Below are 24,862 nucleotides of genomic sequence, written 5' to 3'. Positions count from 1 at the left end.
TATTTTTTAAACATTCTCATATATAAGATGATAAAATTCTATTAGTGAACTCACCCTCACCTTCACGGATGTTCGGGAAGGGGCTTCCTGGTTCATTGTGGGATGCACCCACCCCAACTCCCCAGGCATTTGCCGTAGTTCCTACGGTACAGAATATCTATTGACTAAGAAACTCTTTTCTCTAATACCTTTGCCGCATTGTGATCACGATCCAGCACCAGACCGCAGTGCGGGCAACGGTGTACCCGTTCTGCCAAGTCTTTCTTTACGATAGCACCACATTGACTGCATTCCTGAGAGGAACCATGGGCTATTACTCTTATAAACTCCCGACCAGCACTTTCAGCCTTGTACGAGAGCATTGAAAAGAGATAGCCCCAGCCTGCATCAGCAATGCTTTTTGCCAAATGGTGATTTTTGAGCATGTTTTGTATCTGCAAATCTTCTGCTACAATCTTGCCATACTTCCAAACCAAATAATTGGCTGTTTTGTGGAGATAGTCTTGACGTTGATGGCGAATTCTTTCGTGGATTTTGGCTAGTCTTTGCCTTGCCTTATCTCTGTTTTTTGAACCTTTTTTCTTACGGGATAAGTCCCTTTGGGCACACTTTACCTTTTTCTCTGATTTCTGTATAGGTTTAGGGTTAGGGATTTGCTCGCCGTCTGATAAGGTGGCTAGTTTCTCTATCCCAACATCTAGGCCGGTTTTTTTCCAGTTCGGTGAGTATAGTACCGGGTATTCTTCAACCGATAGCACTGCATACCATTTGCCGGTAGTCTCTCTCTTGATGATGCAAGTCTTTACTTTACCTGGTATTTCCCGGTGCAGTTTGATTTTTACTAAGCCTATCTTGGCTAGAGCTAGTTTTTCTTCTTTGAAGCAGGCTCCGAGGCCCTCGCCAAATTGGGTATAGGTCAGAGAGTTATACTGCCCCATACCTTTGTATCTTGGGTAGCCTGGATTCTCTCCAGCCTTTACTCTGCGGAAAAATGCCTGATATGCTTTTTCTACCCGAAGCAGCACTTCTTGCAGTACCTGGGAGTGGACTTCTTTTAGTTGAGGGTGTTTGTCCTTATCCAATTTCAAGATTGTCTGCTGTTTTGTTCTGGTTAGACTGGCTTTATTTCTTAGGTAGTGGTTTTTCCTGTCCGCCAAGGCTGCATTATAGCAGAGACGGCAAAGTGTTAACCAGTTTGTCAAGGTTTCTGCCTGTGTTTTGGTTGGGTATATCCGAAACTTGTAGTTCCTATGTTCCTTGGGATTGTACATAGAAAATTCACCTCACTTACAGTTGCCATGTATATTCCATATTCTTATTATAGTAGTAGAACCTGGGCAGAACAAGTGTTTTGTATAAAGGTGGCAGATATATGGAAACCTACATCCCTGAAGGGCATACAGTGAACTGGGGAAAATGAGCCGGGAAGTGCTCATTATAGAGATAACACATAACTTAGAACTTTTGACAGAGGACAAACGATATAGATATAAAAGAAGTAATGGTTCTGGTTAAGGGAGAAGATAAAACCGAAGAAATAAGTAATATCGACTATGACCTCAAAAAAGAGAAAGTGAAAATTACCTATCGAAGAGCAAGTATCAGCTACCCATATAATCAGAATGATGTGGTTATTATTAATAAGCCGAAAGTAATCAAACTAGATGGCCAAGCCGTCTATGTGGATGGCATACCTGTCTATGAACCGCGACTTATTCTGGATTTTGGAGAACGCATCCGAATCATCCAATATAACGGTAAATTTTGTACGGTAAGGCCACAGTCATTTTTGTTGGTCAAGGATGGAGCCGTCAATCAGGGTGCCCAACAAATACTGACCTATCTAAGGGATATCTCTCAATATACGTCAGACAACCCGGAAGAAGAGGCTTTTTTAAAGCAGGAAATGGAGCAGCTTACATTTGTTCACCCGGAAAGTGTACTGGGCCGTTACCTGAACCGACAGTCAATTGAAACTCGAACTCCCGACAGCAACAGTATCATCTTTCCATTCCGGTTTAATCTTAGTCAAAAAGCTGCACTTGAAAATGCCCTTACAAGCTCTATTTCTATTATCGAAGGGCCACCCGGCACTGGCAAAACCCAGACAATCCTGAACCTTATTGCAAACCTCGTAGCGGTTCAAGGAAAAAGCGTAGCGGTTGTGTCTAATAATAACGAGGCAGTCAACGCTTATGGGCCTACAGTTTTATTATTAAAACAAAAAAGGCTGTATACATAAGAACGACCCAGTTCTTATGTATACAGCCTTTGACTCTGCTCAATTATAGTTTTCTCATCAGTCCGACAACTTTGCCAAGAATTTTAACATCTTGCACATAGATGGGTTCCATTAAACTATTTTCCGGTTGTAAGCGAATTCTGTCCTTCTCTTTATAAAATCTTTTTACGGTAGCTTCATCTTCCACCAAGGCAACTGCGATATCACCGTTGTTTACGATGTCCTGTTTTCTAACCAGGACCAAATCCCCTTCCAGAATACCGGCTTCAATCATACTTACACCACGAATGGTCAGCATAAAGAAATCTCCGTAACCTGTGAAGCTTCTGGGTAACGTTACTTTATCGTCATAGTTTTCCACGGCAAGGATGGGAACTCCCGCAGCAACTTCGCCAAGCATAGGAACACTGATCATTTCTTCATCAGGATCGTAGCTTTCTTGCTGGGTCATTTTTAATTTATTCTCTGTGATCACTTCAATGGCTCGTGGTTTGGTGGGGTCTCGGCGTAAATAGCCCTTTTGTTCGAGCCGTTTTAGGTAAGAATGGACAGTTGAGCTGGAAGATAAACCAACGGCTTCGCCGATTTCTCGAACCGATGGGGGATAACCCTTTGATTTTACGTTATCTATAATGACTTGTAAGACAGCTTCTTCTCGGGGATTTAACACAGTACCTTTCACACCTTTCCAGTTAATGCAACATGAAACAATATATTTGGTATATTATAACATCACTTTGCTAAGAATGCAAAACATTTGTTCGATAAAAGCTTTGTCAAATCGAGAAGGGTTTTGCAGAATACGAACGAATTATCCAAATGGGGAAGTGATATTTATGTTGCCAATGGAAATGATATCTGCCATTCTGGATTCGGTGCAAGAAGCTATTGAAGTAACGGATCGCAATGGCCAGATAATTTATGTGAACCCCGCCTTTTGCCAGATTACGGGTATTTCCTTAGCGGAACGCACCAAAGAAAATATTTTTCAAGTATCACCTGAAGGGGCTTTGGCCTTGGCTCTAAAAACAGGAGAAGCAGTAAAAGGCCATCGTACCAGGGTAGGTGGGAGTAATGCAGAGGTAATTTCCAATGCTGTTCCTATTCGAGTAAGTGGTGAGATCGTAGGAGCAGTGGTTATTTTCCAGCACATCACCGATATTATCAAGTTAACGGAAGAAGTAAGACGTAGCAGTAACATTATTAGAAACCTCTCCGATAAGTACGGCCAGGTAACCAAAAGTAAATATGATTTTGCACACATTATTGGCAGCAGTAATGCCATCAAGGATTGTATCAGAACTGCCAAGATGGCTGCCGAAAGCAGCAGCACAGTTCTCCTATTGGGAGAAAGCGGCACCGGTAAAGAACTGTTTGCCCACGCCCTTCACCATGCCAGTCCCCGACGGGAAGGCCCTTTCATAGCGCTTAATTGTGCAGCGATTCCCGATACTTTATTAGAGAGTGAGTTGTTTGGCTATCACCGGGGAGCCTTTACAGGCGCTGTTAAAGATAAAATCGGTAAATTTGAATTAGCCCATGCAGGAACGTTGTTTTTAGATGAAATAGGTGATATGAATCTGTTGCTACAGGCCAAGCTTCTTCGGGTGTTGCAGGAAAAAGAGATTGAACGTATTGGTGGTACCAGATCGATAGCCATTGATGTGCGTTTAATCGCGGCTACCAACCGTAATTTAAAAGAATTGGTGAGGGAAGGTCTGTTTCGAGAAGATCTTTACTATCGCCTTAATGTGGTGGAGATTAACCTACCACCCTTACGGGAGCGATACGGGGATATGGCTGAACTGGCCAATTACATCATTGTAAGACTTAACCGCAAATTGGGCAAAAAAGTGGTGGGACTCTCACCGGATGCTCTGACTCAATTAGATACCTATCAGTGGCCGGGCAACATTCGGGAATTGGAGAATGTGTTGGAACGAGTGATGGTAGCTTCGGATAGCGATCGTATCACCGTACGACACTTGGCCCCGCACCTTAGTTTGAACTCATTGACTGTAAGTACCTGTGAAACTACCATTACTCCTTTGGATCAGTTGGAAAGGATGATGATTGAACGGGCCTTGGAGAAATGCGGCGGGAGTCTAGATGGCAAAAAGGAAGCAGCCCGGCAATTGAATATCTCATTGGCAACTCTTTATAATAAGATTAAAAAATATCACCTTCTTGATTCTAAGAATTAGAATGTTTCTAAATCTTAGAATCAAGAAGGCTTGTATTGTGTGTAGATTAGGAGAATTATTCTAAAATTTAGAAGTTCGTTGGTAATTAGAATGACATAGTTAGGGCAATATAGCGATTAAATCAAGAAAAATGCTATACCTAGGGGTTGCTGGACACAACGTAATGGTTGGCATCTATATTGCAATGATTTATGTTAACATTAGCCTATTCAAGGAGGTCGCTGGCGATTAGAACCGTAGATTGTAACATCATCATAGACGAAGTAGCACGGCTATGCCAGGAAGCCAACTTCAAATTAGAAGAGGATGTCGTAGAGTCCTTTAAGCGTTCCTGTGAAAGTGAAGTCTCTCAAAGTGGTAAAGAGATTCTGAATCTATTGGTGGAGAATGCCACTATTGCTGCCACCGAATCTATTCCCATGTGTCAAGATACAGGGGTGGCGGTGGTTTTTGTGGAGTTGGGTCAGGATGTCCAGCTTGTGAATGGTGATTTTTCCGAGGCCATCAATGAAGGTGTGAGAAAGGGTTACCGGGAGGGCTATCTGAGAAAATCTATGGTGGGTCACCCTCTGGAAAGGGTGAATACCGGAGATAATACCCCAGCTGTGATCCATCTAAAAATGGTTTCCGGTGATAAAGTAAAAATCACCGTCGCCCCTAAGGGTGGCGGTAGTGAAAATATGAGTGCTTTAAAAATGTTGAAGCCGGCAGAAGGGGTAGAGGGAGCTAAAAAATTTGTGCTAGATACTGTGCAAAATGCCGGACCTAATCCCTGTCCACCTTTAATTATTGGGGTAGGTATTGGCGGGACCATGGAAAAATGCGCCTTACTGGCCAAGGAAGCCTTGCTAAGGCCAGTGGGTCAGCCCCACTCCCTGCCCGATATTGCCAAGTTAGAACAGGAACTGTTAGCAAAGATTAATCGTCTGGGCATTGGACCAGCCGGTCTGGGCGGCCTTACCACAGCCCTAGCTGTTCACATCGAAATATTTGGTGCACATATCGCCAGCTTGCCGGTGGCAGTGAATATAAATTGTCATGCGGCTCGGCATAAAACTGTTGTCATATAGGAGGACTGCAAAGTTGACCCGTGTTCACTTAACCACTCCCTTAAGTCAGGAAACTTCGACTAACCTGCGTATTGGGCAGCAGGTGTTGCTGAATGGTGTAATTTATACCGGACGTGATGCTGCTCATAAACGCTTGGTAGAGTTATTGGATCAAGGTAAAGAGTTACCCATCGATTTGAAGGGTCAAATTATTTACTATGTTGGGCCATCACCAGCCTCACCAGGGCGGGTCATTGGTTCAGCTGGTCCCACCACAGCCGGGCGAATGGATTCTTACGCCCCCAGACTTATAGAACAGGGCTTAAAGGGTATGATTGGTAAAGGAGCCCGTTCCCAAGCCGTGGTGGAATCTATGAAGAAACACGGTGCAGTATATTTTGCCGCCATCGGTGGTGCTGCTGCACTCATTTCTCGCTGTATCATAGAATCGGAAGTAGTTGCTTATCCTGATCTGGGTCCGGAAGCTATTCACCGTTTGGTGGTGAAGGATTTTCCGGCCATCGTGGTAAACGATGCCTTTGGTGGCGATTTGTATCAGGAGGGCAGAAAGCTATATTGCCAGGAGTAAGCAGTAGTATCTTCCTATATCAAATAAGATAAAGGAAGATACTACTTGCATTCTAGTTAGTTGAGAAAAATAACTGGCCATTTGCTTTTAGCCAAGGGCTTAAAAAACCCACCAATAGTTGGTAAATTTAGTCACCTTGTTTACATGTATTGTATACAGTATACAAAAAACTAAAAGTAACCACCCAATCTAAAATGAAAGGGGTAATTCATGTGGAGACTCTAAAACGGACGGTGGATGCCCGGCGCATCATCGATAATCCTTCCCTGGAGGAACTACGGAAAATGGCTTCTGCTAAAGAAAGGACGACTAAGTTTGGCAGTGCCAGTTATCTATCCCAAATGCGAAATCGCAGCGCCAAAGCTACCTTTCTTGTTACTTGTGAAGGATTCCCATTGGGAGTTGATCAACAGGGGATGGCCCCAGAAAAAGCACTGGCGCTGGCTACGCAAGTCCATGAGTTTTTACAGGATAAAGATGTGATAAGGATGGATCGTCAACTTTGTCTACACCCATCCTGTAGTTTTCATTGTCGATTATATATTACGAAGGATTTTGCCAGCATCCCGTTCCAGTGGAAAAACATGACCTTCGAACTACCGAATAAAGAGCAGGAGCCGGATTTTGTCAGTATTTATGTTCCTGAATGGCCGAAACGCATTATTTTTTGTCACCCCCAAGAAAAAATCACCTACATCCTGGGTCCGGATTATTTTGGCGAGTGCAAAAAATCCTTTCTGCGCAAGGCCATGTATGCCATCAAAGAACGGGGTGGACTGGGTTTTCATGCGGGCAGTAAAGTTTTAAGGATTGTTAACAAAGAGGGTAATTTACGTGAAGTGGGCTTCATCATGTTTGGCCTATCAGGCACGGGAAAAACTACTTTAACCATGCACGATCATGAGCTGATGGAACCAGAGAGGGTCATGATTCGGCAAGATGATGTTGTTTTGATGAATCAACAGGGTTACTGTTTTGGTACAGAAAACGGCTTTTATATTAAGACAGAGGGATTGGATGAGTCCCAAAGGGTTCTTTATCAGGCGGCTGTTTCTCCCCAAGCTATTTTTGAAAACGTAATGGTACAGGAAGATGGTACGATTGATTTTAATAATGTTGAGCTAACTTCCAATGGTCGTGGTGTCATCCTAAGGGGTGAAGTATTGGGTACCGATAATAAAATTGATTTGGAAAAGGCCGATAAGATTATTTTCATCACCAGACGAAATGATATCATCCCTCCGGTGGCTAGGTTAACGCCGGAACAAGCAGCGGCTTACTTCATGCTGGGGGAATCCATAGAAACCTCCGCAGGAGATCCTACCAAAGCCGGACAATCCAAGCGAGAAGTTGGTACCAATCCCTTTATCATGGGACCGGAAGCGGAAGAAGGTAACCGTTTATTGGAAATACTACGAACAAATCCTGATATAGAATGCTATATTCTCAATACCGGTGCGGTGGGTGGCAAGAAAATTACCATTCAGCTTTCCACCGAGATCATGAAAGCCATCGCGAAAGGAAACATTCGCTGGGAAAGAGACGATGATTGGGGTTATGAGGTTGCGGCAGAAATTCCAGGCCTTGCTATGTCTCAGTATCAACCAAGAAAGTATTACGATACCCAGACCTATGACGAACTGGTTGCCAAATTACGTCAAGAAAGAAGGGAATGGTTAAATAAATATCCGGGACTTAAGGATGAAATTTTGTTAGCGGTAGAGCCTTCCTAAGTTTAAATTTTCCAGTAGATGGATGTCCAAGGTAAAGTTCGTGTTAACAGACAAAGCATGTATACAAGAAGGTTAGCGGTTTTTCACTAAGTTTGTCCAAAGAAATGTGATATAATTTTCTAATCAAAGTTTGTAATTCTGGGGGGGTATTCATGACGCAAGTGATCATATCGCAGTCACAAAATAATGGCTTCGCCAATTATCACTTCTTTATTCGTAAACTTCACTCTTTTTTGGGAGTTTTTCCTATCAGTTTTTTCTTGGTCGAACATTTAATAGCCAATTCACTTGCGGCTATCAGCCCGGCCTTATTTGATACGACGGTCAGTAAACTGCAGAGTATTCCTTATCTAGGTACGGTGGAAATCCTGTTGATTGCTTTACCGTTAACCATTCATGCCTTGTATGGACTTTATATTGTTTATGTGACAAAAAACAACATTTCTCGGTATTCCTATAGTAAGAACTGGATGTTTTATCTGCAGCGCATTTCGGCACTCCTAACGTTGGCTTTTGTTGTGATTCATGTATGGTTCCTTCGCATAGCCCATTCGTTATATGGCCTGGAGATTAACTATCTGACAGTGCAGAACCAGTTGTCCAACCCGGCTTGGCTGGCCTTTTATGTGGTGGGGCTTTTGGCAGCGACCTTTCATTTTGCCAATGGTTTATGGAATTTTACGGTAAGCTGGGGTATCGTGGTAGGAGAACAGGCCCAGAATTTTGTTTGGAAGGCCTGTATGCTGTTGTTTGTCGCTATATCTGCCCTAGGGCTGTCTGCTATTTTGGCCTTTATCTAGTAATGTGAGTGCAGGAGGTTTCAGCATGCAAAATACCATTATTATCGTTGGTGGGGGCCTGGCGGGCCTGATGGCAACCATTAAGGCTGTGGAAATGGGTGTTAAAGTTCAATTATTCTCTTTGGTACCGGTAAAACGCTCCCACTCAGTTTGTGCCCAGGGAGGTATTAACGGAGCAGTTAATACCAAAGGGGAGGGTGATTCTCCGCTGATTCACTTCGATGATACCGTCTACGGGGGAGATTTCCTAGCTAACCAACCCCCAGTTAAGGATATGTGTGAGGCGGCACCGGCCATTATCAATCTAATGGATCGTATGGGCGTGATGTTTAATCGTACGCCCGAGGGATTGCTTGATTTTCGGCGTTTTGGGGGCAGTAAGCATCACCGGACGGCCTTTGCCGGAGCTACCACAGGCCAGCAATTGCTTTATGCCTTGGATGAACAGGTAAGACGCTATGAAGTAGCGGGGCTGGTGGATAAATATGAGGGTTGGGATTTGCTATCGGTTATTCTAGACGATGATCAAGTCTGCCGGGGCATCACCGCGCAGAATTTAAAATCTATGGAAATCCAAGCCTTCCCGGCTGATGCGGTTGTTTTAGCCACGGGTGGCTGTGGCATTATTTTTGGCAAAAGCACCAACTCCACCATTAACACCGGGGCTGCAGCCAGCGCAGTTTATCAGCAAGGTGTTTATTATGCCAATGGGGAAATGATGCAAATTCACCCTACCGCCATTCCCGGAGATGATAAACTAAGACTTATGAGTGAATCTGCCCGGGGTGAAGGGGGAAGGGTTTGGACTTATAAAGATGGTAAACCCTGGTACTTTTTAGAGGAATGGTATCCAGCCTATGGTAATTTAGTGCCCCGTGATATTGCCACACGGGCCATTTATAAAGTATGCTATGAACTGAAACAAGGCATTGATGGGCAAAATATGGTTTATCTGGATGTGTCCCATATTAACCGGGATATTTTGGATAAAAAACTTGCCGGTATCTTGGAGATTTATGAGCGCTTTGTGGGAGACGACCCGCGCCAAGTGCCCATGCGAATCTTCCCTGCGGTACACTATTCCATGGGGGGGCTTTGGGTAGATTATCAACAAATGACCAATATTCCTGGTTTATTTGCCTGTGGCGAGTGCGAATACCAGTACCATGGGGCGAATCGTTTGGGAGCCAACTCACTGCTGTCGGCCATCTACGGTGGCATGGTGGCTGGCCCCCATGCTGTAAAGTATAGTAAATCCCTTAAGAAGAGCTGCAGTGATCTACCAGCCACTGTTTTTGCCCGGGAGCAGCAGCGGCAGCAGGCGTTGATGGATCAAATCTATCAGATGAACGGCCAGGAAAATGTTTATCAGTTGCACGAAGAACTGGGCAATTGGATGACCGAGAATGTTACAGTGGTTCGTTACAACAAAAAGCTGCAGGAAACTGACGAAAAAATTCAAGAACTCTTGCAAAGATGGCACAACATTAACCTAGTGGATAAAGGTAAATGGGCCAACCAGGAAGCTGCTTTCACCCGCCATTTGTGGCATATGCTGCAGTTGGCAAGGGTTATTACCCTAGGAGCGTTGAACCGTAATGAAAGTAGGGGGGCTCATTATAAGCCTGATTTCCCGGAGCGCGATGATGCCAATTGGTTAAAAACCACCAAAGCCAGCTATACTGCAGAGGGGCCGGTATTTAGCTATGACGACATAGATGTATCCCTCATTCAACCCAGACCCCGGCGGTATGATGTGGATAAGGAGGCGGCTAACAAGTGAGCAAGGAGTTTGTTTCCTTAAAAGTTAAACGTCAAGCGGGGCCTGAGGAGCCTGCTTTTTGGGAAGAATTTAAAATTCCTTATAGGTCTAAAATGAATGTGATTACCCTTCTGATGGAGATTCAAAAGAAGCCGATCAATGCTAAAGGAGAAGCCACCACTCCGGTAGTATGGGAATGCAATTGTCTGGAAGAAGTATGTGGGGCCTGTACCATGATCATTAACGGCCAGGCCAGACAAGCCTGCTCAGCTTTAGTGGATCAGCTTACTCAGCCAATTAAGCTGGAACCTCTGAGCAAATTTACCTTAGTACGGGATCTAATGGTTGACCGCAGCCAAATGTTTGACAACTTGAAAAAGGTGAAAGCCTGGATTCCCATTGACGGTACCTACGACCTGGGACCGGGTCCCCGTATGGCTCAGAAAGTTCAAGAAGAGCATTATCCCATATCCCGCTGCATGACCTGTGGTTGCTGCATGGAAGCTTGTCCCAACGTCAATCATAAGTCCAAGTTTATTGGCCCGGCTCCGTTGGCTCAGGTAAAGCTGTTTAATGCCCATCCTACCGGAGCAATGAATCGGGAAGAACGATTGGATGCCATCATGGGAGTAGGGGGAGTTACCGACTGCGGCAATGCCCAGAACTGTATTAAGGTTTGCCCGAAACAAATACCCTTAACGAAATCCATTGCCCAACTTAACAGAGATACTACCATCCATGGTGTAAAAAGATGGTTAGGTCGCTAAAAATTCTAGTTGGACTTACAATAATGAATCATAGGAGGAACAACCCATGAAAAGAAATAAGATAACCATTGTCGGTGCAGGAAATGTTGGGGCAACCTGTGCCCACTGGGCTGCTGCTAAAGAATTGGGCGATATTGTCCTGATCGATGTGGCAGAAGGTATTCCCCAAGGAAAAGCGTTGGATTTAATGGAAGCTGCTCCCGTGGAGGGCTATGACAGCATTATTATTGGTACCAATGATTTTGCTGACACGGCCGATTCCGATGTGGTGGTTATTACCGCCGGTATGGCTCGTAAGCCTGGCATGAGCCGTGATGATCTTTTAAACATTAATGCGGGGATTGTGCGTAATGTAACCGAGCAAGTGGTAAAATACTCACCCAATGCCTATTTATTAGTGGTAACCAACCCGGTGGATGTTAGTGCTTACATAGCTTACAAGGCCAGTGGTTTCCCAGCAAACCGTGTCTTTGGTTTATCCGGTGTCTTGGATTCTGCCCGTTTCCGTACCTTTATTGCCAGGGAATTAAATGTATCCTTTGAAGATGTAACTTCCTTTGTGCTGGGCGGCCATGGTGATGATATGGTACCGATGGTACGCTATACCTATGTGGGTGGTATTCCGGTGGAAAAACTAATTCCTGCCGATCGCCTGTCTGCTATGGTTGACCGTGCTAGAAAGGGCGGTGCTGAAATTGTCAACTACCTGAAAACAGGAAGTGCCTACTACGCCCCCAGTGCTTCGGTTATGCAAATGGCGGAATGTATCTTGAAGGATAAAAAACGTATTCTGCCTGTATCGGCTTATCTGCAAGGTGAGTATGGTGAAAGTGATGTATTTTCCGGTGTTCCCGCTATTATCGGCGGTAACGGTGTGGAGAAAATTATTGAATTAGATTTAGATGAGACAGAAATAACTGCTTTACGTAACTCCATTAATTCAGTAAGAACCAACATGGCAAAAATAGGTTAATCAAAGAGTAGATAAATTGCTGACGAAAGCTTACGGTTAAACAACTGTAAGCTTTTTTAACATGAAAACAGTTTGGCTTATTGGCATTGCTTTTAAGGTTTGGAGGAAAGATTTTAAAAACCGGCGGTTTTGAATGGGTTTTTATTTGTTTGATATCGAAATATACACAGTTCTGGTATAATATAGTATGAGAAATATGGACATCAATAATTTATAGGAGAACTAGATGGCATATTCCAATAAACCGTCAGGATTGATTAAGACTATTCCCGGTATTCTGCTGATGTTTGCCATTGCAATACTAACGATGGGTGGCCAGGACCTCGGCATACCTTGGCCAGGCTTAGAATCCTATCTTAAATTAAATCCTATGACGAAGACCTTTTTTATTGATGCACTTCGTTTAAACTATATATTGCTTAGTATTCTCATAGGCATGTTAATTGGTAATCTATTTACACTGCCGAATTGGATTATGGCAGGGGTGTCGACATCAAGGCTATTCATTAAATTAGGGGTTATTTTATTAGGTTCCTTATACAGCCTGGCGGATGTGGCAAAACTGGGTTTTACAGCGATTCTTTTAATCACTTCTTTTGTCATTTTAACCCTGCTTTTTACTTTGTGGCTAGGGAAACGTGCCGGGATGGATCCAGCCTCTGCCGCGGTATTATCTGCCGGTACAGCAGTGTGTGGGGTATCTGCCATAGTAGCTACCGCTCCTGCAGTCAGGGCGAAAACGACGGATGTGGTTTTTTCCATCGCGACCATTCTTACCTACGGAGTGGTGTCGATCTTTTTATTTCCTTTTATTGGTCACCTCTTAGAATTAAGCCCCCACCAATTTGGGGTATGGTCTGGGACAGGAATTTTGAGTTCAGGACAGGTTTTAGCGGTTTGCCTCATCTATGATCCGGGGACTGCTAATCATGCATCGGTAAGCCTTAAGACCGGTGAAATTTATAATTTAGCCAGGGTGGTGTTTCTACCCTTTGTGGTGCTTGGTTTGGCAGCCATAACCAGCCGCACTGCTCAGTTACCAGACGATGAGATAAATGTGCATACCGGTTTAGCCAGTAAATTTCCGATTTTTGTGCTTGGCTTTTTAGCCATGGTATTTTTAACTTCGTTGGGATTTTTCGGCCAAACTTCTCCACCCTCACAGGAGTTAATTACCATTCGTAAACTTTACAACTGGTTCTTTGCCATTGGCCTAACAGGATTGGGAATGCAAATATCCTTTTCAGAGTTAACCAGGGCAGGGGGCAAGCCTTTGCTAGTGGGTTCAGCAGCAGCACTTTTTAAAGCCATTTTGGCACTTATTGTTGTATTTTTACTAATACCAGAGAATCCGTAAGGTGATGATGATGTGAAGACTGATAAGTTGAAAAGTAGCAATTTGAGAAGAAAAAGACCAGCAAAAGACCATGAGCCGAGGCTTTTTTCCCCCTTTGTTACTGAGCGAATGGAAGATTATGCGGCCTTGTCTTTAGCCACCTTAATCATTATTATGGTGTTAGTTATCCACCAATAAAACAAAAGTCCTTACCTTACCAGTTGTGGTAAGGTAAGGACTTTTATATTGCTGGAGTATCACTAAGGATGTAGACAACCGTACCTACGTAGATACCATCCTCATCATGTACCGGGGTGATCTCACAGGAAATGCCGGTTGAAAGAGTAACCCTTTTGACAGAGTAAGAGTCAATATTCTTGTAAATAAAATCTGCAAGCTCTCGGTCCACCACCTCTATACCGGTACCCTTAATTAAGTTGGTAAAGAAACATTTGGCAATAAGATTAGCATGGGAAATTTCGTGCTGTTTACTAACAAAAATGATTCCTTGTGGAATGCTCTCGAAGACCTTATCCATAATAGGAGCGATGCTGTTGTCACCATCGTCTTTATTTCTGATTACCGTAAGGGAACCTAAGATTTTATTATGTTTAATAATCGGCGAGTGGATAGCCTTTAATAATTTATCAGATAACTTTAAAGAGAAGGATAAGGAACCATAATGTTCTTTTTGTAAATCAAGGTTTCCTAAAATTTCCTTAAGGCGTACATTTCTTAACAGACTTTTTCTATCTGCAAACATGCGGTGGGCAGTTTCATTGGCAAATAAAATGCGTCCAGAATTGTTAGCTATCATGACCCCTTCATTAAGTTGATTAAAGATGGCAAAATCAATGTTTTCAAAATAGGTTTTAGCGGTATTAACCCCCCAGTACTCGACCAGTAGTTCGTATAGGCAGACGTACAAAGCGAAAACTAGCAAGAGGATGGTGAGGGCGCGAAATATTTCGATATTGTTAGCTTTGAAGAAAAAATGGACTTGCCAAATGTTATTCTCAGTTTCTACTGAAAGTACATTGTATCGTTTGTTTTCATAAACAAAACTCTCTTGATTGAAACTAAGCTTACTCAGTTGTTTGTCTTCAAAGGGCCAGACAACGGCATTTCCGTAATGATCAAAAACAGCAACAGCGTAGTTTCTACTGAGAAATTCTTGTAATATTTCATTTTGAAAGTTCTCCAGATGAAAATCAATGGCCAAAATTCTATTGTCAAGAATTTGCAGGGGCGTTAGAACGGTAACTAATTTATTTTTCGATAGGCTATCCATGTGTACAGGAGATAAAAGAGTGATGTAGCCCTTTAGGTTTGCTGCTTCCTGCACCATAGAGCGATTGATGTCAGGTTCACTATTGGTGGTAGCAAGCAGGTTCCCTGCTTTATCAAGCAGATACACATCTTTAACGAGAGGATTTTTTTGCACACTGGCTACAAATTGATTTATATTTAGTGGTTTTTCCAGGTCGATTTTTTTTGCCGTATCAGTACTGAAGTTTTTTATTTCGTTCAGAAATTGGTTTGTATTATATAAAGCAATTTGTTGAATGCCAGCCTCATATTGAGTAATTAAGTCTTTGGTATGGCGAAATTCCATGATGGCAAAAACTAAGAAAATACTAATTAGAAATACCGTAAAAAAACTAGGAAAAAAAGTTCGGATTAAAGGGGATTGTTTCATTGAGCTTCCTCCGAAAAGTTTACTTGATAATGCCCCGTTTTACTGCAATAGTAAGGGCTTCCTCAACAGAGTGAACATTTAATTTAGTAAAAATGTCCCGTAATCTTCTGCGAAAGGTAGAAAGGCTCATATAGAGGTCGGCAGCAATTTCCTTTTGATTTTTACCACTGGCTAATAATGATAGAATACTCATTTCCTTTTCAGATAAGCCAGAATCTGAAAGATGTAGCAGAGTTTCTGTATTTAAACCGGGATATAGATAGGAACTACCACGGCTGGTCATCAGTACCGCGGATTTTATTTCATCAAAGAACGCATATTTGGGGACAAATCCTTTAACACCGCACTCCATAGCTTTCTTAATAAAAACAGGATCATCATAGGTGGTAAGGGCTACATGTTTAATGGCAGGATATATATTCTTGATTTGCACAGCTAAATCGAGACCATCCCCATCGGGTAAGCCAATATCCAGCAAAATTACATCAATATCCGAAGTTAGCTTGGCCAGGGCTTCTTGGCAAGATCCTGCCTCAGCCACCACTGTCATATTATTTTCCAGTTCCAGAAGTTGCTTAAGTCCCTGGCGGAAGACATTGTGATCCTCAATTAACATAATCTTGATTTTCTCCATCTGGTTTACCTCCTGGTAGAATAGGTACAGTAAGAGTAACACAAAAACCTGTTTCACAGTGCCCAAAGTGAATCTCAGCACCGATTAGACCAGCCCGCTCTTTCATACCCCATAGTCCCTTGCCGGCCATAAAATCCCCCTGGGTTTCTCCGTTGTCCATTACCTCAATAACCATAGTCTCATTCTCTAAGGTAAAATTAATATCGACTTCCGTGGCTTTAGCATGTTTGACGATATTACTGAGAGCTTCCTGGATAATTCTATAAATGATAATCTCATCTTTCTTTTTTATTCTTAAAGCACGATCCTGATAGAAAATAAAAACTCTAATTTTATTTAGTTTTTCAAAGGTCGGGATGTAAGATTCTAAAGCAGAAATTAAACCTACTTTATCAATAAGGTAGGGGTGGATATCATTCATAATGCCTCGCATTTCGATGGCTGCATTTTGACAGTGATTGCGCAGGTCGGACAGCCTTTGGATCAGCTCATCACCTTTTAAATCCCCGTTTTGGTGCAATTTTAGGGTAAAGTCTAGGGAATGAATGATGGTAGACATATATCTGGCAATCCAATCGTGAATTTCAATGGAAATTCTCTTTCTTTCTTTTTCCAAAGTATCTAACAAAAGAGGTTTGTCCTTTTGATCAGTGGCTGGTCTTGCCATTAATAAGGCGCCGATTAATCGATTCATTAAAAAGACGGGAATATAATCCACGGCTAATTCTAGCGGACGCCCATCCTTATAAAGAGTTACTCTTGCCTTAAGTTGCTCTTCTTGATACAGCAAAGCATGAAATAGTGGTTGGGTAATTCTTTGTAGATGAGGAAACTGTTCTGGAAACTTATCTATATTTTTATCCAGTATCGCCTCTGGGAATAATTCAAATAAGTCCTGGGCTGCTTTGTTTAAATCCTTTACAACACCTGTAGTATTGATAAAAAGAAGGGCGGTCGTTGTATTACGAAAGCAATAACTTAAATAGACCCCTTTCTTAATGGCGGGTCTAAACATTAAGTATACCACAAAGGGCAGCAGTAGCAGGGCAGAGATTAGGATAAAAAGCACAATATATTTTAGATGATTACTGTTACTATTAATTTCCCTGGAGAAAACATGGATCTCTTGCTGATAAGATTTTAAGAGAATATTGACTTTATTCCGAAGACTATTAGTATATTCTTCGTTTTCTTTAAATAAAGCACCTTCGTTAAAGTTACCCTGATTAATTAAGATTTTACTTTCTACAAAAGATAAATAGGCTTGATAGGTTTCAATAAGCTCTAAAACTTTTTTATTTCGATCAGGATTCTCAGGATCGTAGAGACTGGCTTCATTCGTAAGCCAGTCGGAGCCAGACTGATAGTAATTTTTTAACTGTTGCTTATCCTGAAAAAGAATATAGTCACCTAAGCTGCCACTGGCTTGATCTAAGTGAAAAATAAATTGATTCAATTGGGCAATACGCTCTTGATTCTGTTGGAAGGCATTAATTTGTCGATCGGTCTGACGAATATTTTTTAACAAAAATAAGCAACAAGCAATCGATAGTACAACCAGTATGATGGATATAGTCAAATACTTTTTATTAATTGTCATTTTATCCCGTCCATTTTAGCAGTTTACCCTTACTAAAGCATAGTGTCTTTATGCTGTTGTTTCGACAAGGTGATACCGGAATCCTTTTGGATGCTGGCAAGGATTGCTTGGTTAAGTGTATTTTACAAGACATAATATAAGTCTTGTAAAATACACAATAAAGATCGGTAAACTGACACAAAAGTGTCATCCTATGAGTACTTACATTCATAGTCTTCCTTGATTATTGATTATTATTTTGGGAAATATTAAGATTTCATTAACGTCATCGCTGTTGCAGAACAGATTGTGCAAGTGAATACAAGCAAGAACAAATATTAGGAGTTGATAACGTAGTGGTTAAACACAACGTCTCACAACCTAAAAAGGAAAAGCTTGTTAAATGGTATGGTTGGATTATCATCCTTTTATTGTGTGTGACTCCTTTAGTAATTATCATCCTGCCTAAACTAATGCTTAATGTTGGTAGAATAAACAAAATACTGAGGGAATCTCAAATACCGGAAACTGATAGTATAAATGGCGAAGTATTGGAAGTGCAATGGAATAGGATAGTTGATGGAGATATAATCTGCATTGAAGGTCAAATGTTGATCGATACAAAGGAACGGGGCCAGATTAACACTGTTTTCCGTAAATATGTAGGACCTAAGTATAACGAAACAATTGATGTCTCACTCAAAGATCCCGTGGGGTTGACTGGTAAATATGAAGAGGATATTTTCTTAGTCCGTAGCATTCGCAACCTAGATACCAAACAGATTTATGATACAGCACCTTTAGTTTCAGTATATTAATACTTTATTACCTGGAGGGAGGAGAGAAAAGACATTAAATAACTAACCAGCAAAAAGGGAAGACAAAAAATGGAGGTGTATTGATCTTGGCACAAACACAAATTGGTCAGGTCAAAAGTCAAAGCATTAGTGAACAGTTTATTAAAGCAATTCCCGGCCTAATTCTAGTAGCATTATTGGCAGTGGCAGCGATGTGGGGTGAAGGATACCTGAAAGCCAACCACAAAGCATTTTTTGAAGCAACACTTTTAAATCATATCCTATTAGCAATTATCTTTGGTATGATTATTCGTAACACCATGGGTGTTCCTTCCGTTTTAGAACCCGGTCTTAAGTATTCTACCATTTTAACCAAGACAGGTATTGTTATTATGGGTACCAAATATACCTTGGCCTCTTTAGTTAAGGTAGGTACTGTGAGTATGATCTTTATTACGATTGCTTTGTTTGCTACGGTTATGTTGACTTTCTGGCTCCGCAAACGTTATGAAATGACAGATTCCTTAGCAGGTTGCTTAGCAGCTGGCTTCTCTATCTGTGGTGTGTCCGCCACTGTAGCCACTGGTCCTGCAGTTAAAGCGAAAGGCCAAGAAATGGCTTACACCATTGCTACCATCTTAATCTTTGGTTTGATCGCTTTGTTTACTTTCCCTGCTTTAGGTAAATTGATGGGCTTAACTCAAAACCAGTTTGGTGCTTGGGTTGGTGTAGGTATCGTTAACTCTGCTCAAGTTCTGGCTGCTGGTATGGCGTATGGTCATGATGCAGGTTTAATGGCTGGTATCTATAACATGGGTCGTGTTGTATTACTGCCCTTTGTTGTACTGTATGTAGTTATGTTAGTGCTGAAAAACGATACTCAAGCTACTAGCAGCATCAACAAATCTCAGTTTATTATGGATAAATTCCCCGTATTCGTACTGGCTTTCTTAGTTGCAGTTTTAGCTAACACTGCTGGTCTCTTTAGCAAAGAAGAAGTAAAGTTTGCTGGTGAAACTATGAACTGGTGCTTTGCTTTAGGTTTTGCTAGCATTGGTTTGACCACTAAATTCTCCGATATGAAAGCAGCAGGTAAAGACGGTATTATCTTAGGCTTTATAGTAGGTGCCATTAAGGCAGTAATCGCTCTGCTGATCGTAAAATATCTGCTTCCCTTTTAGGTAATTGATTAGTTGGAATATAAAAGTGGAGGTGCTTCTAAATGACTGAAAAAAATAGCGCGCTTGATGAACAAAGAGCTGCTGACCGTAAGGTTAGAAAGCAAGATTATATGGTTATCTCTTTGGGTATAGTATTACTGCTTGTAGCTAAGATAATGGCTTAAATTAGAATTTTCCCAGAAACGCAGGGTAGGTTAAATTTTAACCTACCCTGCTATACTATCTTTACACTTTCAAAAAGTATAAAATTTCTATTGATGAAAGAACAAGCTAAGTTTTTCTAAGGTGAAAGTGGGGGAGGAGGAGGCTCTTGTATAAAAATATTTTAATTGCAGTTCACGGAGAAGAAAAAGAGAACTTTACGATAGAGCTTACAGAATTTATTAAGCTTATCAAGCCCAACGTAACAATACTCCATATTTCTGAAACAGGTCTCGACCATTACGGTTATGTGGATCAACTGGCCAGTGCAATTACGAAGGATCAATTCATTCAATACATCCATGATATGGCCAATGCCAAACAAAAAGAGGTGTATGATTATTTTAGTAAGCTGACCAATACTCTTGAAATTAAAATGGAATGGAAGGTGAGGGATGGCAAACCTGGGGACGTAATTGCCGGTGAGATAAGACAAGGAAGCTACGATTTATTAATTCTCGGTACAAAGCCCAAGTCCCCGGGTAATACATCTAGCAAAGTCAAAGAAAAGGTAATTGCTGATGGAAAGACTTCATTGTTAATTATAAAATAAATTTGTCATTATTAAGACAATTAATTTTGTCAAATATGTAAATATTCTGCCAAATGCCTTGTGTAGAAATTTTTCTATGCTAAAATAACTATTAAGATTGTTATTTTAGGAACGGGGCATGACTATGAAAATAATTCTTGATCCCACACTAAAAGAATTTGTCATGTATTTAGTCAGTATTTTCCCTTGTTTTTTAATAGCAATGCTGCTTTACTTTGTCATAAGGTGTTATAGCTACGAGGATGCCTGGGTGCTGATTCCCATAACAGCTTGTATCGTGGTTTTATATACTTTTTTTAATAATGACGATAAAAGAGATAATACAGAATAAAACGAGCCAGCTGGTTTTTGCCAACTGGCTCGTTTTATTTGTTTTTAAATTGTAGATAGCCTTCTTCGTCTAAAGAAACTTCAATATTTTTCAGAGGTTTGTCCAGAATGCGACTCATTTTGCCAACCTGAACTGTCACTCCATCGAGGGCATGATCTAATTTTATCTTTTTACCACTTGCTACTTTAACGATTGATTTTGTACCCATTTCTGAGCCAATTTGCTTTATTGTTACATCATCTAGCGCCTCAATAATGCCCCCTCGCACAATACCATCAACCTTTACATTTCCTTCGGCCACTACATGGGTATTAAATAATCCGCCACTGACCATAACATCTCCAGAACTGCGGATGACAGAATTTAAGGCTACTTTTACATTGACTAAGCTTCGTTTGCTAATTAAGGAATCTATGAAATAAAAGAACTTGTTTAATTCATGTAATACTTGCTGATAATCCGCAGGAGTCTTATAATTTAGGATGTTAATCCCTGTCAAGCTAGCAATTATTTTTTCCAAAGTATTTTCGAAGTTACCCAATAATTTTAAATCCAGTTGTTTTAACTTTTTATTGGTACGCTCAAGTAAAGAAGGGAAGTGAATAAACTTCTTCTCAATTAATAAAACCAACACATTGCCAAAGATAACATTTGACTTGGCTGGAAGTTTTTCCATCATTAAAGAGGCTGAAATATAGATGTCTTCCAGGATTTTTAATAAATCCCCTAACAGAGGTTTTAACGTATTACACAATACAATAAAACCACCGCTGACAACTTCAGAGTTAACAATATTTCCTTTAATGACAATATCACCACCTGCAATAATGGTACACTTGGTGATAAGGTTATTAACTGTAATATTGCCTGTGGCACTGACACTCATATCATTTTCCACGGAGCCGATGATATTAACATCACCTTTAAAGCGGATGTTGCCGGTTTTTACGTTAACATCTCCATTTATCGATAGCACTGGTTCCACAGAAATAACCATGGTGTTGGCAGCTTTCTTCACTTTTGGCTGTCCATCATTGGTAGCAATGGCTTTGCTACCATCCTCAGAGAGTTCTGCACCAGGTCCCGTTACTAGGTCAATTCGTTTTGGTTCTCGGGCTACGCAGGGTTGATTAAAAACGTTGATACCAGGGGTACCGATTTTTCCGGGAACTTTTTGGGCTAAGGTTTCGCCAGATGTTACCGATTGGATATTACTTTGTTCTTTAAAACTGATCTTTCCTGAAAAATCTTCTAAGGGTACGTTGCTTTTTTGGTCAAATAATAGTTCGATATAATCGTCGGTGGAAGCACCTGGCGCGAGGCCCCTTGCTACTACCACCATGCCATCCTGGGGATTCTTGATTAAATCATCCAAGGCAGCTACATCAATGCCATAAATCACGTTGTTGGTATGAAGCAATTTAAGCAAGGATTCTTTAGTATGGGCAAAAGCCAATTCTCTTTTGCGTGTTGTTTTTACTGTTAAATTATTGGCTGGTTGGCTATCTACCAATTCAAAAGTACTTATATATTCGTTGCTTAGTTCAAGAATCCCATTCATTTTGTCTGGGGAAACCAGTACTTTGATCTGACCAGGTTCGGTATGACTAATACATGTTATTTCAATGCTATCTTCCTGAGACAATTCCGTTTTACTGATAATGGGGTTGCCATTAACCAGTACCTGAACTTCTGGGGATGGTGTAAAAGTAGCCTTAGGAGCATCACCTATTGGGTTTTGGACAAATATTTTACCATCTTTTACCCAGGCCAAGCCCTTTCTTTCAGTGGGGCTAGAATTAGGAACCGAAGCCTGTAGATTTGGGGAGGTTAAATTTTTATCACCACTGGTATTTTCCATACATTATTACCCCTCTTCAAATCTCTCTTTTAGAAATAATATCGGACATTATTTTTAAATCTTTCGGCATTTTCTTTTTTAGGCTATCAGAAAGAGAAATTTTGTCATAAAAATTTTATGCCAATTTACTAAATAATACCGGCTAAAATATTTTGTATACATGGGGGGCAATTTACTTAGGAAGAATTAGTCAACATTCATAATTTATGCTATTTTTAAAATTCGTCATATTATGCTTAGTTCCTCTAAGCAAATGATATTATGTTCAAAATAAGTCATTGTTGTAAGAATTGAGCCTTGTAGATTATAGTCTATTTAGCAAGAACGGATTATCCGGTTATTTGTTCGCAGCGAAATTTATCCTGATTATTCATGCCATGTTTGGCCAGGCAGGCGAGAGCTAATGAAAGCAGTTTAGCCTGGGGAGTGTCTGCCCGGGAAGGGAGGACCACCGGTGCTCCGGCACCTAAAACAACCCCTGCCATTAAACCACCGGCAAAGTATGTAATGGATTTTCCTAACAGATTACCTGCTTCAATATTAGGAACCAGCAAAATATCTGCCTGTCCAGCCACCGGACTCTTAATTCCCTTGTGTTCAGCAGCTTCCTTACTAATGGCGATATCCAAGGCTAGGGGTCCATCCACCAGGGCGCCGGTAATTTCACCTTTTTGGGCCATTTGACTAATTTGCTGGGCTTCCAGGGTGACTGGCATTTTAGGGTTAACTTGCTCATTGGCGGAGAGAACAGCTACCTTGGGTAGGGTAATGCCCAGAGAATGGGCAAAATCAATGGCATTTTGACAAATATGTTTTTTCATTTCAAGATCCGGAGCGATATTCAGGCCACCATCCGTTAAAAATAGTAGACGGTCATAGCCTTTTACCTCATAAACAGCTAAATGGCTAAGAACCTTCCCTGTACGTAAACCCCATTCACTGTTTAATACCGCCTTCAAGAAAGTGCTGCTGTTCACCAGTCCCTTCATTAATACCTGGCAGAAATCACCTCGGACTAGTTTAACAGCTACTTCAGGAGCCCCCAGGGCGTCTGCTTCCCAAATTTCAATACCTTTTAAATCAAAGTTGATATCCCAAGCAACTCGTTCAATTTCGCTACGGGAACCCACGAGGACAGGTTCCACAAAACCTTCTTGCATGGCTTTTTTGAGAGCCAGTAAAACCTTTTCATCTTGGGCGTTGGCTACACTGACCCGTAGCTTGGGTAAACTTTTTACGCCTTTCAGAACTTGATCAAAGTTCTTAAATTGCATCAACAACACTCCTAAACTGACAAATTGAGTGGTATCTATTTTACACACGATAAATTTTAGCTGTTTCTTCCTTTTTTAATACTCTTAGTGCTCCCAAGGCTAAGGCTTCCATTTCCTCCTCACCGGGAACCAGAGTTACCGGTGCAATGAAGGAGACCCGTCGGGTGATTTCCTCGGTGATAAATTGGGAATGGGCTAGACCGCCAGTAAGGACGATACGATCTACTTGTCCAGCTAGCACCGTAGACATGGCACCGATTTCTTTGGCTACTTGGTAACACATTGCTTCCAGGACTAATCTAGCCTGGGCATCTCCTTCAGTCATGCGTTTTTCTGCTTCCCGGGCATCTTTGGTTCTAAGGTAAGCATACAGGCCACCTTCCTTGAGAACCTTAGTCAACATTTCTTTTTCAGTATATTTGCCGGCATAACATAATTTGATCAACTGAGCAGAGGGCAGGGTACCGCAGCGCTCCGGTGAAAAGGGTCCTTCATGATTGGCGTTATTAACATCAATCATTTGGCCCCGACGGTGGGGGGTTACCGAAATACCCCCTCCCAGGTGAGCGATAAGAAAATTCATATCTTCATAACTTTTGCCAAGATCCCGGGCTACCTTACGGGCTACAGCTTTCATATTTAATGCGTGGGATAGACTTATACGTGGTAGCTCAGGGTGTCCGGACAGGCGAGCTACCGGCTCCATTTCATCCACAGCTACCGGATCTACGATATAAGAAGGAATATTGACCGATTGGGCTAGATGGTAGGCTATAACGGCACCCAGATTAGAAGCATGTTCTCCGCCGGGAGCATTGTGCGACTCGTTAACTAAATACTCGTCCACAAGGTAGGTTCCGCCGGGCATGGGTTTTAATAAACCTCCCCGGCCTACGATGGCATGGAATTGTTCTAATTGGTATGCCTTTTCTTTGAGGACAGTTATTATCGCCTCCATTCGGTAACGGTACTGATCAGCGATTTTTGCAAAGGAGCAAATATCTTGATCCGGGTGATCTATAACTTCTTTCCAGAGAACTTGTTCATTTTGAAAAGCGGCGATCTTAGTGGAGGTAGAGCCAGGATTAATGACAAATATCAGCAAGTTTGATCACTCCATGTAAGATTTAGATGAATAAAGGGGCTGGTTTCAATAATTTTTGTCCCAAGTACTTTTCTCTATGATTATACCAAAGAATTTCGACAAATATCTTCATATTTCTTCTTTCAATTCTAAACAGGATGTAGTAAGTTCAATGTTGTGATTCTCCGAAGAAATCCCCATGGGAAAAGAAGC

23 protein-coding genes are annotated in these 24,862 nt (G+C 41.5%); 15 read left to right on the top strand and 8 right to left on the bottom strand.

What is annotated here, in order from left to right:
* Positions 1–164: 164 nt before the first annotated feature.
* On the bottom strand, positions 165–1,271 hold the full coding sequence (locus BUA78_RS13815; protein ID WP_072915631.1) for an RNA-guided endonuclease InsQ/TnpB family protein: 1,107 nt from the start codon (positions 1,269–1,271) through the stop codon (positions 165–167).
* A 230-nt stretch (positions 1,272–1,501) separates the two neighbouring features.
* Between BUA78_RS13815 and BUA78_RS13810 the strand changes: the two genes are divergently transcribed.
* Positions 1,502–2,242: an AAA domain-containing protein gene (locus BUA78_RS13810; RefSeq protein ID WP_072915628.1), complete on the top strand. Its 741-nt coding sequence runs from the start codon at positions 1,502–1,504 to the stop codon at positions 2,240–2,242.
* A gap of 43 nt (positions 2,243–2,285) precedes the next feature.
* Here the strand turns inward: BUA78_RS13810 and lexA are convergent, their stop codons facing one another.
* Positions 2,286–2,912 carry a transcriptional repressor LexA gene (gene lexA / locus BUA78_RS13805; protein WP_072915626.1) on the bottom strand — a complete coding sequence of 209 codons (627 nt, stop codon included), beginning with the start codon at positions 2,910–2,912 and terminating at the stop codon, positions 2,286–2,288.
* Between the two features lie 166 nt (positions 2,913–3,078).
* On the opposite strand from lexA, the gene BUA78_RS13800 reads away from it, so the two are divergent.
* The 10 genes from BUA78_RS13800 to BUA78_RS20280 all read left to right on the top strand — a co-directional run bounded on the left by BUA78_RS13800 (position 3,079) and on the right by BUA78_RS20280 (position 13,653).
* Complete coding sequence (locus BUA78_RS13800; protein ID WP_072915624.1) at positions 3,079–4,446, top strand: sigma-54 interaction domain-containing protein; 1,368 nt, start codon at positions 3,079–3,081, stop codon at positions 4,444–4,446.
* A 191-nt stretch (positions 4,447–4,637) separates the two neighbouring features.
* Positions 4,638–5,516: a fumarate hydratase gene (locus tag BUA78_RS13795; RefSeq protein WP_072915621.1), complete on the top strand. Its 879-nt coding sequence runs from the start codon at positions 4,638–4,640 to the stop codon at positions 5,514–5,516.
* Between the two features lie 13 nt (positions 5,517–5,529).
* Positions 5,530–6,084 carry a Fe-S-containing hydro-lyase gene (locus BUA78_RS13790; protein WP_072915619.1) on the top strand — a complete coding sequence of 185 codons (555 nt, stop codon included), beginning with the start codon at positions 5,530–5,532 and terminating at the stop codon, positions 6,082–6,084.
* 212 nt (positions 6,085–6,296) lie between these two features.
* Positions 6,297–7,817 carry a phosphoenolpyruvate carboxykinase (ATP) gene (locus tag BUA78_RS13785; RefSeq protein WP_139257394.1) on the top strand — a complete coding sequence of 507 codons (1,521 nt, stop codon included), beginning with the start codon at positions 6,297–6,299 and terminating at the stop codon, positions 7,815–7,817.
* Positions 7,818–7,969: 152 nt separating this feature from the next.
* Positions 7,970–8,617 (top strand): succinate dehydrogenase cytochrome b558 subunit, encoded by a 648-nt coding sequence (locus BUA78_RS13780; RefSeq protein ID WP_072915617.1) that lies wholly within the window; start codon positions 7,970–7,972, stop codon positions 8,615–8,617.
* Between the two features lie 25 nt (positions 8,618–8,642).
* The gene (gene sdhA, locus BUA78_RS13775) at positions 8,643–10,400 is read left to right on the top strand and encodes a succinate dehydrogenase flavoprotein subunit (RefSeq protein WP_072915615.1); all 1,758 of its coding nucleotides are present in this window, start codon (positions 8,643–8,645) and stop codon (positions 10,398–10,400) included.
* The gene (sdhB, locus tag BUA78_RS13770) at positions 10,397–11,146 is read left to right on the top strand and encodes a succinate dehydrogenase iron-sulfur subunit (RefSeq protein WP_072915612.1); all 750 of its coding nucleotides are present in this window, start codon (positions 10,397–10,399) and stop codon (positions 11,144–11,146) included. Before sdhA ends, sdhB begins: the two co-directional genes overlap by 4 nt.
* A gap of 46 nt (positions 11,147–11,192) precedes the next feature.
* The gene (mdh, locus tag BUA78_RS13765; protein WP_072915610.1) at positions 11,193–12,119 is read left to right on the top strand and encodes a malate dehydrogenase; all 927 of its coding nucleotides are present in this window, start codon (positions 11,193–11,195) and stop codon (positions 12,117–12,119) included.
* Between the two features lie 226 nt (positions 12,120–12,345).
* On the top strand, positions 12,346–13,476 hold the full coding sequence (locus BUA78_RS13760) for a YeiH family protein (RefSeq protein ID WP_072915607.1): 1,131 nt from the start codon (positions 12,346–12,348) through the stop codon (positions 13,474–13,476).
* Positions 13,477–13,488: 12 nt separating this feature from the next.
* Positions 13,489–13,653 carry a hypothetical protein gene (locus tag BUA78_RS20280; RefSeq protein WP_175549026.1) on the top strand — a complete coding sequence of 55 codons (165 nt, stop codon included), beginning with the start codon at positions 13,489–13,491 and terminating at the stop codon, positions 13,651–13,653.
* A 43-nt stretch (positions 13,654–13,696) separates the two neighbouring features.
* On the opposite strand, the gene BUA78_RS13755 is transcribed toward BUA78_RS20280, so the two are convergent.
* From BUA78_RS13755 to BUA78_RS13745, 3 genes are read right to left on the bottom strand one after another with little or no spacing between them, the layout of a single operon-like run.
* Positions 13,697–15,154: a PAS domain-containing protein gene (locus BUA78_RS13755; RefSeq protein ID WP_072915604.1), complete on the bottom strand. Its 1,458-nt coding sequence runs from the start codon at positions 15,152–15,154 to the stop codon at positions 13,697–13,699.
* Between the two features lie 19 nt (positions 15,155–15,173).
* Complete coding sequence (locus tag BUA78_RS13750; protein ID WP_072915603.1) at positions 15,174–15,788, bottom strand: response regulator transcription factor; 615 nt, start codon at positions 15,786–15,788, stop codon at positions 15,174–15,176.
* Complete coding sequence (locus BUA78_RS13745) at positions 15,760–17,388, bottom strand: ATP-binding protein (protein WP_072915600.1); 1,629 nt, start codon at positions 17,386–17,388, stop codon at positions 15,760–15,762. The genes BUA78_RS13750 and BUA78_RS13745 overlap by 29 nt, the downstream gene beginning before the upstream one ends.
* 335 nt (positions 17,389–17,723) lie before the next feature.
* On the opposite strand from BUA78_RS13745, the gene BUA78_RS13740 reads away from it, so the two are divergent.
* The 4 genes from BUA78_RS13740 to BUA78_RS13730 all read left to right on the top strand — a co-directional run bounded on the left by BUA78_RS13740 (position 17,724) and on the right by BUA78_RS13730 (position 20,099).
* The gene (locus BUA78_RS13740; RefSeq protein WP_238456829.1) at positions 17,724–18,185 is read left to right on the top strand and encodes a hypothetical protein; all 462 of its coding nucleotides are present in this window, start codon (positions 17,724–17,726) and stop codon (positions 18,183–18,185) included.
* Between the two features lie 86 nt (positions 18,186–18,271).
* On the top strand, positions 18,272–19,345 hold the full coding sequence (locus BUA78_RS13735; RefSeq protein WP_072915755.1) for a YeiH family protein: 1,074 nt from the start codon (positions 18,272–18,274) through the stop codon (positions 19,343–19,345).
* 41 nt (positions 19,346–19,386) lie between these two features.
* Positions 19,387–19,509, top strand: a complete 123-nt coding sequence (locus BUA78_RS20885) for a hypothetical protein (protein WP_274377399.1) — start codon at positions 19,387–19,389, stop codon at positions 19,507–19,509.
* Positions 19,510–19,655: 146 nt separating this feature from the next.
* On the top strand, positions 19,656–20,099 hold the full coding sequence (locus BUA78_RS13730; RefSeq protein WP_072915595.1) for a universal stress protein: 444 nt from the start codon (positions 19,656–19,658) through the stop codon (positions 20,097–20,099).
* A 365-nt stretch (positions 20,100–20,464) separates the two neighbouring features.
* On the opposite strand, the gene BUA78_RS13720 is transcribed toward BUA78_RS13730, so the two are convergent.
* The 3 genes from BUA78_RS13720 to buk all read right to left on the bottom strand — a co-directional run bounded on the left by BUA78_RS13720 (position 20,465) and on the right by buk (position 24,670).
* Positions 20,465–22,291, bottom strand: coding sequence for a DUF342 domain-containing protein (locus tag BUA78_RS13720; protein WP_072915590.1), 1,827 nt, complete (start codon positions 22,289–22,291; stop codon positions 20,465–20,467).
* A gap of 329 nt (positions 22,292–22,620) precedes the next feature.
* Positions 22,621–23,568: a bifunctional enoyl-CoA hydratase/phosphate acetyltransferase gene (locus tag BUA78_RS13715; protein ID WP_274377398.1), complete on the bottom strand. Its 948-nt coding sequence runs from the start codon at positions 23,566–23,568 to the stop codon at positions 22,621–22,623.
* Positions 23,569–23,605: 37 nt separating this feature from the next.
* Complete coding sequence (buk, locus tag BUA78_RS13710) at positions 23,606–24,670, bottom strand: butyrate kinase (protein WP_072915585.1); 1,065 nt, start codon at positions 24,668–24,670, stop codon at positions 23,606–23,608.
* Between the last annotated feature and the right edge of the window lie 192 nt (positions 24,671–24,862).

The sequence above is a fragment of the Desulforamulus aeronauticus DSM 10349 genome (genome assembly GCF_900142375.1).
Taxonomy (GTDB): Bacteria; Bacillota; Desulfotomaculia; order Desulfotomaculales; family Desulfotomaculaceae; genus Desulfotomaculum; species Desulfotomaculum aeronauticum.
This window is presented reverse-complemented; position numbering and strand designations above follow the sequence as displayed.